Origin of the sequence: Bradyrhizobium sp. UNPA324, assembly GCF_006658635.1 — a bacterium.
Classification (GTDB): Bacteria; Pseudomonadota; Alphaproteobacteria; order Rhizobiales; family Xanthobacteraceae; genus Bradyrhizobium; species Bradyrhizobium nanningense.
This window is the reverse complement of record NZ_LFJD01000004.1, coordinates 5,668,840-5,681,706: the sequence shown is the minus strand read 5'-3', so window position 1 is coordinate 5,681,706 and position 12,867 is coordinate 5,668,840. Positions and strand designations below refer to the sequence as shown.

The 12,867-nt window shown below is 64.3% G+C and carries 10 protein-coding genes and 1 pseudogene; 4 read left to right on the top strand and 7 right to left on the bottom strand.

The features are described 5' to 3' along the window. Positions 1 to 11 precede the first annotated feature (11 nt). The 3 genes from UNPA324_RS27300 to UNPA324_RS27285 form a co-directional block, all read right to left on the bottom strand. Complete coding sequence (locus UNPA324_RS27300) at positions 12 to 1,364, bottom strand: MFS transporter (protein ID WP_181769531.1); 1,353 nt, start codon at positions 1,362 to 1,364, stop codon at positions 12 to 14. Positions 1,365 to 1,803: 439 nt separating this feature from the next. Beyond that, positions 1,804 to 2,978 (bottom strand): IS3 family transposase gene (locus UNPA324_RS27290; RefSeq protein WP_141936865.1). Its coding sequence is split into 2 segments (ribosomal slippage): positions 1,804 to 2,669 and positions 2,669 to 2,978, totalling 1,176 coding nucleotides; the frame shifts between segments, so codons are not numbered across the junction. Between the two features lie 133 nt (positions 2,979 to 3,111). After that, entirely contained in the window at positions 3,112 to 4,047 is a 936-nt protein-coding gene (locus tag UNPA324_RS27285; RefSeq protein WP_141936863.1) for a LysR family transcriptional regulator, read from the bottom strand. Positions 4,048 to 4,179: 132 nt separating this feature from the next. On the opposite strand from UNPA324_RS27285, the gene UNPA324_RS27280 reads away from it, so the two are divergent. Beyond that, a complete protein-coding gene (locus tag UNPA324_RS27280) occupies positions 4,180 to 4,878 on the top strand; it encodes a pirin family protein (protein ID WP_128921636.1) in 699 nt (232 codons plus the stop codon). Between the two features lie 42 nt (positions 4,879 to 4,920). Next, on the top strand, positions 4,921 to 5,520 hold the full coding sequence (wrbA, locus tag UNPA324_RS27275; RefSeq protein ID WP_128921637.1) for an NAD(P)H:quinone oxidoreductase: 600 nt from the start codon (positions 4,921 to 4,923) through the stop codon (positions 5,518 to 5,520). A 45-nt stretch (positions 5,521 to 5,565) separates the two neighbouring features. Here wrbA and UNPA324_RS35350 read toward each other — a convergent pair. From UNPA324_RS35350 to UNPA324_RS27255, 3 genes and pseudogenes are all read right to left on the bottom strand, one after another. Beyond that, a pseudogene (locus UNPA324_RS35350) lies at positions 5,566 to 6,709 on the bottom strand (GNAT family N-acetyltransferase). Next, positions 6,706 to 8,058: an O-antigen ligase family protein gene (locus tag UNPA324_RS27260; protein ID WP_141936860.1), complete on the bottom strand. Its 1,353-nt coding sequence runs from the start codon at positions 8,056 to 8,058 to the stop codon at positions 6,706 to 6,708. Before UNPA324_RS27260 ends, UNPA324_RS35350 begins: the two are co-directional and overlap by 4 nt. Before the next feature lie 15 nt (positions 8,059 to 8,073). Then, positions 8,074 to 9,174, bottom strand: a complete 1,101-nt coding sequence (locus UNPA324_RS27255; RefSeq protein WP_128921639.1) for a glycosyltransferase family 1 protein — start codon at positions 9,172 to 9,174, stop codon at positions 8,074 to 8,076. 247 nt (positions 9,175 to 9,421) lie between these two features. On the opposite strand from UNPA324_RS27255, the gene UNPA324_RS27250 reads away from it, so the two are divergent. After that, on the top strand, positions 9,422 to 10,408 hold the full coding sequence (locus tag UNPA324_RS27250) for a glycosyltransferase (protein WP_141936858.1): 987 nt from the start codon (positions 9,422 to 9,424) through the stop codon (positions 10,406 to 10,408). Between the two features lie 3 nt (positions 10,409 to 10,411). Here the strand turns inward: UNPA324_RS27250 and UNPA324_RS27245 are convergent, their stop codons facing one another. After that, positions 10,412 to 11,440, bottom strand: coding sequence for a glycosyltransferase family 2 protein (locus tag UNPA324_RS27245; RefSeq protein ID WP_128921641.1), 1,029 nt, complete (start codon positions 11,438 to 11,440; stop codon positions 10,412 to 10,414). Between the two features lie 395 nt (positions 11,441 to 11,835). On the opposite strand from UNPA324_RS27245, the gene UNPA324_RS27240 reads away from it, so the two are divergent. After that, positions 11,836 to 12,636, top strand: coding sequence for a class I SAM-dependent methyltransferase (locus tag UNPA324_RS27240; RefSeq protein WP_141936856.1), 801 nt, complete (start codon positions 11,836 to 11,838; stop codon positions 12,634 to 12,636). Positions 12,637 to 12,867: the final 231 nt, after the last annotated feature.

The following is a 12,867-nucleotide window of genomic DNA, read 5'->3' as shown; positions in this document are numbered from 1 at the left end:
CATGGGAGCCCTCAGGAGGAACGTTTGAGCGTCACCCGCTCGATCTTGCCGACGATGACGAGGTAGGCGAACGCCGCCACCAGCGCGTTGAGGCCGACGAACAGCAGCGCGCCGTTGAACGAGCCGGTCGCGGCCAGGATGTAGCCGATCACGATCGGGGTGGTGATCGAGGAGAGGTTGCCGAAGGTGTTGAACAGGCCGCCGGAAACGCCGCCGGCCTCCTTCGGCGAGGTGTCGGAGACCACCGCCCAGCCGAGCGCACCGATGCCCTTGCCGAAGAAGGCGAGCGCCATGAAGCCGACCACCAGCGCCTGTCCGTCGACATAGTTGCAGGCGATGATCGACATCGACAACAGCATGCCGCCGACGATCGGGATCTTGCGCGCCATGGTCAGTGAGCCGGTCCTGCGCAGGATCGCGTCCGAAATGATGCCGCCGAGCACGCCGCCGATGAAGCCGCACAGCGCCGGCAGGGTTGCGACAAAGCCGGCTTGCAGGATCGACAGGCCGCGCTCCTTGACGAGATAGACCGGAAACCAGGTCAGGAAGAAATAGGTCAGCGTGTTGATGCAGTACTGACCGAGATAGACGCCGAGCATCATGCGGTTGGAGAGCAACTGGCGGATGTGGTCCCATCCGGAGCCGGCCTCGGGCGCGCGCCCGCGCGGCAGATCGTTCTTGGGCGCGTCGAGATCGACCAGCGCGCCGCCTTCCCTGATGTAGTCGAACTCGGCCTCATTGATCGAAGGATGCTCCTTCGGGCCGTAGATGGTCTTGAGCCAGACGAGACCCATGACGATGCCGAGCGCGCCCATCACGAAGAACACGAAGCGCCAGCCGTAGGCGTGCGCGATCCAGCCCATCAGCGGCGCGAAGATCACGGTCGCGAAATACTGGCCGGAGTTGAAGAAGGCCGAGGCAGTGCCGCGCTCGTTGCCCGGAAACCAGGCCGCGACGATGCGGGCATTGGCAGGAAAGGACGGCGCTTCCGCGACGCCGACCAGGAGGCGGAGCGCGAACAGCACGACGACGGCAGTGCCGGCGCTGAGGAAGCCGACCCAGCCCTGCATCAGCGTGAACAGCGACCAGATGATGATGCTGAAAGCATAGACGAGGCGCGAGCCGTAGCGGTCGAGCAGCCAGCCGCCTGGCACCTGCGCCACGACATAGGACCAGCCGAACGCCGAGAAGATCCAGCCCATGGCGACGGGATCGAGATGCAGCTCCTTGGAGAGCGCGGAACCTGCGATCGAAAGCGTGGCGCGGTCGGCATAATTCACTGTCGTGACCAGGAACAACATGGTCACGATGAGCAGCCTGACGCGAGACCTCCTCACGTCCGCTGCGGACACCACTGCGCTCATCAGGCGCCTCCTTAACTCGAACATTTCCTCAAGGCGACTCCTAGAGGCGCGCGCGGCAGAGTGTCCAAGTTCAAGGCAGTATCGATCGATGCCGTTTTTGGATTGATGGAACGGCGGGTGAGGGGGGAACGATTGCGAGGGTGTGAGAATGCACAGGCGAAGTGGCGCCGCGCCACCGCTGTCATTCCTCGCGAAGGCGGGGAATCCAGTACGCCGCGGCGTCTCGATTCAATCACTGCTGTCACGAAGTACTGGATCGCTCGGTCAAGCCGGGCGACGACAGCGAGAGTGTGGAAAGCGCGAACCCCACTCGTCATTGCGAGCGCAGCGAAGCAATCCAGGAATGTATCTGCGGAAATAGTCCGGATTGCTTCGTCGCAAGAGCTCCTCGCAATGACGCGAGGAGAGAGTGATCTTCCCCCAAAAAAGTGGACAGGGTTCAAGCCGATTTTAGCTCCATCTCGACCGGGCTGATATAGCCGATAGCCGAGTGTCTGCGGTGATGATTGTAGAAGCCCTCGATGTAGGAGAAGATGTCGCGCTCTGCTTCATTGCGGGTTGCATATTGACGGTGATGGATCAGTTCGGTCTTGAGCGTGTGGAAGAAGCTTTCCATCGGGGCATTGTCGTAGCAGTCGGCTCTGCGGCTCATCGAAGGCCGGAAGCCGGCGGCTTGCAGCGCTTGGCGGTAGTCGGTTGAAGCATATTGGATGCCGCGATCGGAGTGATGGATCAGGCCAGCACCGGGCTTTTGTCCCTTGATCGCCATCCTTAATGCGGCGAGCGGCAATTCGGCGCGCAGATGTTCGTCCATCGCCCAGCCCACGATACGACGGCTGTACAGATCCATGATGGCGGCCAGGTACAGCCATCCCTGGCCGGTCCAGACATAGGTGATGTCGGCGAGCCAGACCTGATTGCGCATGGCGGCCGCGAAGTTTCGGCCGAGCAGGTTGGGCGCGATCGGGAAGCCATGCCCGCTGTCGGTGGTGCGGCATCGTCGCGGCCCGACCGAGATGGCCCGAACGCCATGGTCGCGCATCTGCCGCTCGATCCGGCCACGGCTGGCATGATGTCCCTGGGCTTTGAGTTCGACATGGATGCGCGGGCTGCCATAGCGGCCATGACTGTCGCGATGGACCCGCTTGATGTCCTCCAACAACTCTCGATTGGCCGCGGCCCGGGGGCTTTCCGGCCGCGAGCGCCAAGCATAGTAGCCTGCGGGCGAGACGCCGAGCACACGGCACATGGTTTGGACCGGATAGTCCGCGCGGCGATCTTCGATGAAGCGGAACCTCATGTCCGGGGTCCAGCAAAGATCGCGATCGACTTTTTTAAAATGTCGCGCTCCATCCGCAGCTGTTCGTTTTCCCGCTGCAACCGCGCAATCACGTCAGCCTGGTCCGCCGACGGCACCGCCGCCTGCGATGTGGGCGCCACGGCGCTGCCGCCGGCTCTCACCGTGCCCGGCTCCTTCACCCATCGGCTGAGCACGGAGCCGTCAAGCCCGAGCTCCTTCGATACTGACTTCGCCGACCGACCGCTCGACAAAACCAGATCAACCGCCTGCCGCTTGTACTCGTCCGAATAGGACCGACGTTGCCGTTTTGCCATCTGACACCTCTCGCTGCCTAAGCTATAGGTGTCCACCGATTTAGGGGAGGTCCAATCCAGAATCTCTCCGCGGAGACACTCTGGATTGCTTCGCTCCGCTCGCAATGACGGGGTGTCGAAGCTGCTCGCTCTCCTACGACCCCTTGACCTTCACACGCGTCCGCCGCTTGCAGGTACCCGGCAGCTTGGCCGCGAGGAAATCGCCGAGGGCTTCGACGCGGGCGGGGCGCGGGCCGCCGGGCGGCGTCACGAGATGCACGGCGCCTTCGGCCTGCTTCCAGTCCTTCAGGATCACTTCGACGGCGCCCGACGAGATCGCTTCGCCGACGATGAATTCGGGCAGCTCGGCGATGCCGAGGCCCGCGACCAGCGCCGGCATCACGGCTTCGCCATTGTTGACGCGGAGCTGGCCACCGGGCCGCACGCTGGCCTGCTCACCGGCCGAATTGGTGTAGTGCCAGATGTTGGGCGTCGACATGTAGGCGTAGCTGAAGCATTTGTGCTCGGCCAGATGCATCGGATGCGTCGGCCGGCCATGGCGCTTCAGATAAGACGGTGCGGCCACGGTGAAGCGCGGCATGGTGAAGAGCCGCCGCGCGATCAGCGAAGAGTCGGGCAGCCGCGCGATCCGCACCGCCATGTCGAAGCCTTCACCGATCAGGTCGACGGTCGCATCGCTGAGGTGCAGATCGACCGAAACTTCAGGATAGGTCTCGAAGAATTCCGGCAGCAGCGGCGCCACCGCCTTGATGCCGAACGTCATGGGCACGGCGAGCCGCACCAGGCCGCGCGGCGCCACCGATTGCGCCAGCGCCTCGTTCTCCGCCGCTTCGCCGTCGGCCAGAAGACGCGTCGCGCGCTCGGCGAGCTTGTGCCCGGCATCGGTCAGCGCAAGCCGGCGCGAGGTGCGGTTGAACAGGCGCGCGCCGAGCCGCTCCTCCAGCCGCGTGACCGCCTTGGACACCGTCGCCTTGGACGTCGCCAGCTCGCTCGCGGCCCCCGCAAACGACCGTAATTCCACGACTTTTGCGAAAATCGCGAGGGCCTCGAAATCCGGGAGTTTTGCCATGGGGCGGATCCATTTTTGGTATTTTTGGAAACAATGAATTTCAACAGTTTCTATTTCTATACCATGGGCGAGGACTTATCCAAGGGATCAATCGCAGTCGAATTGCCCATACGTTCACCAGAGGATCTACGCATGATCGAACTCAGACCTTTCGCAAAGCTCGGCGGCGCCGACCACGGTTGGCTCAAGGCCAAGCATCATTTCTCCTTCGCCAGCCATTATGACCCGAACAACATGGGTCATGGCGCCCTGCGGGTGTGGAACGACGACGAGATCGCGCCGAACACGGGCTTTCCCGCCCATCCCCACGCCAACATGGAAATCATCACCTATGTGCGCGAGGGTGCGATCACCCATCAGGACAGCCTCGGCAACGAGGGCCGCACCGAAGCGGGCGACGTCCAGGTGATGAGCGCCGGCAGCGGCATCCGCCACTCCGAGTACAATCTGGAGCCGACGAAGACGCGGATCTTCCAGATCTGGATCGAGCCGACGGTGCGCGGCGGACAGCCGACCTGGGGCTCGAAGCCGTTTCCGAAGGCGAACCGCTCCGGCAAGCTCGTCACCATTGCGAGCGGCCTTGAGGGTGACACCGACGCGTTGCCGATCCGCGCCGATGCGCGGGTGCTCGCGACGACGCTGAAGGCGGGCGAGAGCGCGGAGTACGCGCCGCAGACGTCGCGGCACCTCTATCTGGTGCCCGCGGCGGGCGCCGTCGAGATCAACGGCGTGCGCGTCAACGCCCGTGACGGCGCCGCGATCCGCGACGAGGAGCGGCTGACGATCACGGCGCTCGAAGACTCCGAGCTCGTGCTCGTCGACGCGGCGTAACACCCAACAGCCAGCAATCAAATCCAATCAACGGAGACCACCATGACCAAAGTTCTCGTCCTCTATTATTCCGCCTATGGCCATATCGAAGCGATGGCGAACGCCGTCGCTGAAGGCGCGCGCGAGGCCGGCGCGACTGTCGACATCAAGCGGGTGCCGGAGCTGGTGCCGGCCGAGGTCGCGAAAGCCTCGCATTACAAGCTCGCTCAGGCCGCCCCGATCGCTGAGATCGCGGACCTCGTCAATTACGACGCGATCATCGTCGGCACCGGCACGCGCTTCGGCCGGATGGCCTCGCAGATGGCGAACTTCCTCGATCAGGCCGGCGGGCTCTGGGCCAAGGGCGCGCTGCACGGCAAGGTCGGCGGCGCCTTCACCTCGACCGCGACCCAGCACGGCGGCCAGGAGACGACGCTGTTCTCGATCATCACCAACCTCCTGCATTTCGGCATGGTCGTGGTCGGCATGAATTACGGCTTCGCCGGTCAGATGAAGCTCGACGAGATCACCGGCGGCGCGCCCTACGGCGCCACCACGATCACCGGCGGCGACGGCAGCCGCCAGCCCAGCGCCAACGAGCTCGCCGGCGCGCGCTATCAGGGACGCCAGATCGCGGAGACCGCCAAAAAACTCCACGGCTGATCTGCAGCCGATACGTTCGCGGCATTCCCGTCCGGGAATGCCGCTTCAACGCGCCCCTTTGCCCAGGGCCCGCGCAACAAGGGCGGCAGCCTGGGGATAGCGGCGCAGGCCCTGCGCGGCGTGGTCGCGCAGGGCAAAGGGCAGGCCGCGCCAGGACAGCGCAACGCTGACATCAGTCAGCGGCACCCTCTCGGCGCCGAAGCGGCGCTTGTAGTCTTGATTGCCGATGCTGAGGTCGAAACGGCGCACGCCCTTTGTATGCAGCGCCGCCATCGTGCGCTCGATGATGAGTCGCCCGGGAGAGCAGCTCGACCATGAATCGCCGGCGTGACTGATGCGCAGCAGGTAATAAGTCGTGCCTTGCCTGACGCCGAACGACGTGCCGACGATAGCCTCGTCGCAGACCAATGCCGAAACGACGGCTAGCCTTCCGCAAGGCCCTGGCAGGCAACCTCGCGATAAAATCGCGCGTGAGTCTCGTCGTTGAGGACGAACCGCGAGCCGAGCGTTCGCATACGCGCCTGCTGCTGGACATCCATCACGTCCAGCAGCTCGTGCGCGCGCGTGACGTCCGTGGCGATCTCGAATCGTGCGCCTTGGTGCCAGCTGAAGACGCGCCAGGAACGCGGCATCTGCGTGCGCTTGATCGATGCCTGATAGTCCTCGTAGTCGTCGCCCATCAGCACGAGATTGCCGTTGAGCGAGGAGGACCCGATCCGCCCGAGCGACGCCAGCGGGTTCGGCTTGCCGCCGACCTGGGTCGGCATCTTCCTGAGGCGGAGCAGATCGAAGCGGTCCGGCAAGGCGCGCAACGCCTCGACCAACGCCCTGCTGATTGCATGCGCCGCCCCCGTATCCAGCGTGGCATCGGACGCCAGGATCGGCGCGTTGTTGTCGGAGACGTCGAGATCGGCGAATTCGACGATGCGGATGCCGCGCCTGCATGGCTGATCATCGGCACCATCGCGATCTCCTTGCCGGTGGCGGCATCGGAGATCATGGCAATCAACGGCGCGACGTCATGGAACGCCCGGTACCAGGGGCCGAGCCAGCAGCCATGCTGAAAGGCGGTGCGATGCCCGGTGTTCAGGCGCAAAGCGGCCTGGCGCCAGTCACGCACGACATCGATCGCGATTCTCGATGCGCCGGACGCGAGGCCATCCAATCGCTCGACGCCGAGCAACGTCATGGCTTCGGTTCCGCTTGCGCAACGCATTGGAACCTCGCCAGGAAGTGCAGACCGGCCGCGGCCAGAGCGAACATGAACCAGATCGGATTTTGTCGCTCCAGCAGGAAGGTCTCGGTCGCTCCATAATAAAGGCCGAACAACCACACGGTCAGGAACAGCTTTGCCAGCGCACCACTGCGATTGTGTGTCTGGGCGGACTGGAAATTTCCGAGCGGGGCGAGCACGAAGACTGGGATCACGAGCAGCAGCCCTGGCAGGCCGATGGTGACCGCGAGGTCGAGATAGCTGTTGTGGCTGTGCGCCGCCGAGGTCGCCCATTCAGCACCCTGGGCGGTCTGCCGTGCCGTGACGTCGTCCCAGAAGGCCGCATAGCCGTGACCGATGATCGGCTTCTCGGCGACGGCCGCAAGCGCGAACTCCCAGATGTCGGAACGGCCCGTGAAGGTGGGATCGAGCGGAAGCAGACGCGTCATGGCCCCGAGCGCCGGGCTCAGGACACTGCCGACCGTCAGCAGGTTCATCACGATCAGCGGCACGAAGCAGATGATCCGCTTCAGCCACAGGTGTGGCGTGACATAGGTCAGCGAGGCGAGCGCGTAGATCGCAAGGCACAGCACCGACGAGGTCTTGCCGCCGGTGAAGATCAGGAAGAGGCCGGCCAGCACGGCGATAGCCGGTCCCATCACGAAGGAGCCGACGGCGGACAGATAGATGCCGACATAGACCAGAATCGTCATCACGGGCGAGGCGACGTTCTTATGGCCAAAACTGCCGCGCCAGTCGCCGGCGAGCTGCGGCTCGGCGATATCGAGCGCGGTGTGGATCGAATATTGCGGCGCGAGGACGACACCGAGATAGCACAGCGCGAGCAGCACCAGCGCAGCGGCCCCCAGGCACAGGTTGAAGCTGCGCTGCGTCGGCGGCAGCAATGGCAGCAGGACGGCGAGCGACGTCATGCTGACGAGGAGCACGAAGCGCTGCATCGACACGCCGCGGCTCTCGGACAGCACGATGTTGATCAGCAGCCATCCCACGAGACAGAGATGAAGCGGCGTCACCAGGGTCTTCAGCGCAGGCGCATCCGTGCCAGCGACGAACAGCACCGCGACTGCAGCGAGGAAAGCCCAAGAGATATAGGCCAGTGCCATTCGCCCGCCGACGACGGTGGTGACGTCGGGATTGCGCAGATCCGGGAAGGGATCGAGCGTCACCAGCACCAGCAGCAGCGACGCGACGGCGACAAGGCAGCGCGCCGCCTGCGCGGCATTCAGCTTCTTTAGGCCATCACGCAGCATCTGGCCCAACGATCGGGCCTCGAGGTCGGTCATGTCGGCGGCGCTGCGGTCCATGCTGCGGTCCACGGCTCAAGACATCCGGTGACGGCGGTGAAGCTCCAGGTTCTGGCTCGCCCCTGGTGCGCGTCCGTCAACCGGCGTGCCGGAGCTGTGCGCCGCCGGCTGCCGCACGATGCTCCGTGCAATCTCGTAATATTGCAGCGCCCGTTGCTCGAGCGTGAGATTGTCCAGGATATAGCCGCGCGGGTCGAACGCGCCCGCGGCGCAGCCGTCCCAGAAGCCTTGCCACCCCGCTTCGAACCCCGCGATGTCGACGAACTTGGCGCCGCAGCGCTCGTCCCAATACGGCACCGACGACACGGGCGCGAACTGGACGCGGTGCGGATAGTAGTCGGGATCTCGCCACGGCCCGCCCGGATCCCAGGCGAAAACAGGCACGCCGCAAGACAAGGCCTGCTGATAGGCGATGCCCTGGCTTTCGTTCTGGCACAGGAAGATCATCGCGCGCGCGGCCGCCAGCGCGGCCTGATAGTCTTCCTCCTTGTAGCTGCCGTAGCGCAGCTCCGTGAACGAGCGCCCCTCCTTGACGAGCCGGGCACGGACCGGCTCGATCAACTCCGGCGCATAGCGCTCGCGGTCCCAATGGACTTTGTCGTAGATCAGCACATCGACCGTCTTTTGAGAGGCGTGCGACGGCGCCCACAGATCCGTATCGATGCCGATTGGCCAGGCTTCGGTGTCGGGCCAGTACGGCCGATACATGTCGGCGTACCAGGGGCCGGGCACCACGACCTTCTTCACCGGCAGACGCTTGAACAGATCGGGATCGTCGAGCGGATGATTATGGGCGGCGACACCGAGCAGGATCGGGTTTTTCCACGAAAACTTGTCGAGCAGAAAGGTGCGGCCGATGATGCAGGCGAGCTCGTCGGGATGCTGCGCGATGTAGCCGTAATCGTTGACACGATAGCGGATGCCGAGCCGGTCTAGCCCGTCACAGAGATTGAGGAACACGCGAAGCTGACCGCTCATGCGCGGCTCGCCGAGCAGCATACGGCGCGCCATGCGCCGCAGATGCCGGTCGCCGGGAAACCATCGATCGTCCTTGTCCTCGTAAAAGAGGTTGAGGACCATCGCATCGGGGTCGTGTTCGAACGTCTTTGCGGGCACTGGATCCATCCGCGGCGGCCTAATGCGCATTCTCGCATGGGACCGGCTGCCGCACTCTTCCGAATTTGCCACAGGCTTAATGCCAGCGGCTTAACGCTATTCTACGAAACCAGCGCCGCGCATGCCTTCCCGACAGCCATTCCACCGCAATGTGAGTATCATCTGCAGGCCGCCGAGGTTGCGATCGCCAACGTCGGCAACCCGCCTGATGCGCCCTGGTTAACAGATCATTAAAACGAGCCACAGCTTGATCACCGCCGAAGACGTCCTCGACTTGCCGGCCGCCTCTCGCGCAACGTCGGCAGCGCGCCTGCCGCTGCCGGTGAATTCGGTCGCGTTGGTCTCCGTCATCATTCCCGCCAAGAACGCCGCGGCTTATGTCAGGGAAACCATCGCGACCGCACTGGCCCAAGGCGATGTCGCCGAAGTGATCGTCGTGGACGACGGCTCGACGGACGATACATTGGCAATCGTCCGCGCCGTGCACGACCCGCGGCTGCGCCTGATCCACAATCAGTCCGCGGGCGTGTCGGCGGCGCGCAATCTCGGCGCACGTCATGCGAGCAGCGAGTGGCTGCTCTTCCTCGATGCCGACGACCGCCTGCGTTCCGGCGCTGTGGCTGCGCTCCTGGCGGCGGCACGCGGCGCTCCGCGTGCGGTTCTCGTCTACGGCGACTACAACACGATCGACAGCGACGGACGCCAGATCGGCCGGCGTGGCCTGTTGAAGGGACGCCGCAAGCCGTCGGGCGATGTGCTGACGCGGCTCGCGGCTGGCAATTTCATCGTCAATGGCGGGATCGCGCTCGCACGGGCGGAGGCCTTCCGCGCCATCGGCGGCTTCGACACCTCCCTCCGGTATTGCGAGGACTGGCATTGCTGGTGCCGCCTCGCCGCGACCGGCGAATTCGAATTCGCGCCAAAGCTGCTGCTCGATTATCGTCTGCACACCGCCAACACCATGAACGCCGCGGTCCGGACACCGAAGGACTTCTTCCCGGCCATCGCGCGGGTGTTCGACGACGGGCTGATCATGGCGAGATTGCCGGAGGGCACGGCACCCCGGCTGCGCCTTGCCGCCGAACTTCATCTCATCACCTATTCGGCGATGCAGGCGGTTCGCTTCGGCCGATATCGCCAGGCCTTCGGCTATCTCGGGATGGTCGGGCGGCGCTCACTCAAGGCGCTGCCGCGCGCCACGGCAAGGACCGCCCTCGCCCGCTTCGGCATCTAGCCGTCACGACACGATCTTGGAGGCCTCATAGGGCTTCGGCGCGAAGCCGAACGCCGCGAGCATGGAGCCGAGCGCCACCAGCGCCGGATGCATGGCGACGACGGCCTTCGACGTCGCCAGCAGGCGAGCGGACCGAACCAGCGACAGCGGCAGCCGTCCGAGCATTTGCGCAAACACCCACGCGCGGCCGCCTGCGCTCTGAGCAGCCTTCGACTGCACCCGATAATTGATCGCGCCGATGCGCAGACCGCGCCTTGCGATCCAGCCAAAACTGGTTCGGCTTTGCGGCACGGTCTCGGTAATGACGGCCTCCGCCGTCCAGTGGAAGATCATGCCGGCATCGCGGCATCGCACGAAGAAGTCGCAATCGCCGCCGCCGAGGAAATTGAAACGCAGGTCGAACGCGGGACGATCGAACCGCTCGAAGGTGGAGCGTGTGATCAGGCAATTGCCGCAGCCATAGATCAGCGGCACCGCGCCGGAATAGTCGTAGGCGGGACGGAAGGCCGGATGACGCGACAGCCACGGCTTGCTGTCGTCCTCGAACACCGGCAGCACCGGCCCGCCGACCACGTCGGCGCCGGTCGCCTCCGCGGTGCGGACCATCAGCTCGAGCCAGTCGCTCGATGCGATCTCGTCGTCGTCGATCATCAGGAAGCGGGTCGCGGCGGGAAACAGCGCCTGCGCCGTCTCGAAGGCAGCGTTGATCGCCTGGCAATTGCCCTGCCGTTTTTCGACAAGGCAGACACCCTGCAGCCTGCCGGCGGCCAGAAACTCCGCGGCGACCGGCGCACTTTCGCGCCGTGCAGTATCGTTCTCGACCATGACGACCGCAAAGGAGCGCGGGGTACGCTGGTTCGCCAGCGATTCCAGCGTCAGCCGCAGGTGTTGCGGACGGCGGAAGCAGGGAATGCAGACGACGATGCCGACCGACAGGTCGATGACGCGGGAGCTCGCCGCGATCTCCCGGTTGGGATTGCCCAGGGCATCGGAGATGCGCGTGGCGGACAGGTCTGTCGGGATCAATGTCATGTGGTTCTAGATGTCCGAGATATGTTGAAAAAGCCCTGCTTCAGTCACGCATCCCGCGACGGCACATCGAAGCGAGACAGATGCGTCCCAAAATGAGCGGCCCGGCCAAGGCGCGCGCCTGCGCCTCGCGCCGATCTCCCGGCCCCGCTGAACCGATATCATGCGTTTAACCGCTTTCGCCTGTTTCTCCCGCGAAATCATCTGCGCGTGATACTGCAAATCGCGGTCCATGCGGCAGCAACCGACCCAACATGAACAATGCCGTAGTTAATGCGTGTGCGCATTAACCCGACCGTAAGCACTGCTATCGGTGAGACGGCGCGGCATCGGATTTGCTCTTCGGGCAAGCGAGTCTTTTCCTGTAAATTTGATTAGAACAAGCGCGGTCAGAAAATATGAACAAGCCAGCCACGATCGATTTCGCGACAGCCACGGCGATCCGGATCCCCGCGGGCGCCGCACCCGTGCAGGCGCTGCACGATCTCGTCCCCGGCGAAGCCCGCGACAGCCTGCTGGCCGTGCACGAGGTGCTGCGCCGTGAATTGCCGAAAGGCCAACTCGCCATCTACGAAGCCGGCGGCGGCTCGTGCAGCGTCCTGCCGCCGGAATTGCTCGGCCGCAGCAAGGTCACCGTCGTCGACATCGACGAGGACCAGGTCCGCAACAACACTTACGCGGACGAAGCGATCCTCGGCGACGTGCAGACCTACCGTTTCGGGCGCGAGACTTTCGATCTCGTGATCTGCTACAATGTGATCGAGCATCTGCCCCATGTCGACGCCGCGCTGCTGAATTTCCGCGATGCGCTCAAGCGCGGCGGCATGATCCTGATCGGCGCTCCCAATCCCCGCTCGCTGTCCGGAATCGTCACCAAATATTCGCCGCACTGGTTTCACGTCTGGTTCTATCGGCACATTCGCGGCATCAAGGATGCCGGTCTGCCCGGCGAGCCGCCATTCCCGACCTTCTTTCACCCGCTGGTGACGCTGTCCCGGCTGGAAGCATTCGCGACCGCCAACGGTCTCGAGATGATCTACCGCCGTGAGGTCGAGAGTCCGCGCTATCCCGAGATGCGCCGGCGCAAGCCGCTGTTCGCGGCCCTCGTGGACGCCGGCGCGACCGTGCTGAACGCCGTGCTTCCGCGCGACATCGACGTCCGCCGCGGCGACTATCACGTCATCCTGCGGAAGAGCTGACCATCATGGCGCGCGCGCGGCTCATCACAGGACAAGCGGAGCCTCGCATCCGAGCCGTGCGCGGTAACGAACCGTTAATCTCCAGGGAGCCCGCTCGACCCGAGCGTCACGAGGACGCACGGTGGCGTGGCAAGCGCTTAAACGCTTTGTTTGCCATTTCGGTGAATAGTCTCTCAATGAGTATGGTTAATTTTCCCTGTTGCGTTGATTGGGCACCTATATCCCGGGTGC

Bases quoted from the DNA above. Each gene is read 5' to 3' on its own strand.
- UNPA324_RS27300 (WP_181769531.1), bottom strand. From the start codon at position 1,364: ATGAGCGCAGTGGTGTCCGCAGCGGACGTGAGGAGGTCTCGCGTCAGG.
- UNPA324_RS27285 (WP_141936863.1), bottom strand. From the start codon at position 4,047: ATGGCAAAACTCCCGGATTTCGAGGCCCTCGCGATTTTCGCAAAAGTC.
- UNPA324_RS27280 (WP_128921636.1), top strand. From the start codon at position 4,180: ATGATCGAACTCAGACCTTTCGCAAAGCTCGGCGGCGCCGACCACGGT.
- wrbA (WP_128921637.1), top strand. From the start codon at position 4,921: ATGACCAAAGTTCTCGTCCTCTATTATTCCGCCTATGGCCATATCGAA.
- UNPA324_RS27260 (WP_141936860.1), bottom strand. From the start codon at position 8,058: ATGGACCGCAGCGCCGCCGACATGACCGACCTCGAGGCCCGATCGTTG.
- UNPA324_RS27245 (WP_128921641.1), bottom strand. From the start codon at position 11,440: ATGACATTGATCCCGACAGACCTGTCCGCCACGCGCATCTCCGATGCC.
- UNPA324_RS27240 (WP_141936856.1), top strand. From the start codon at position 11,836: ATGAACAAGCCAGCCACGATCGATTTCGCGACAGCCACGGCGATCCGG.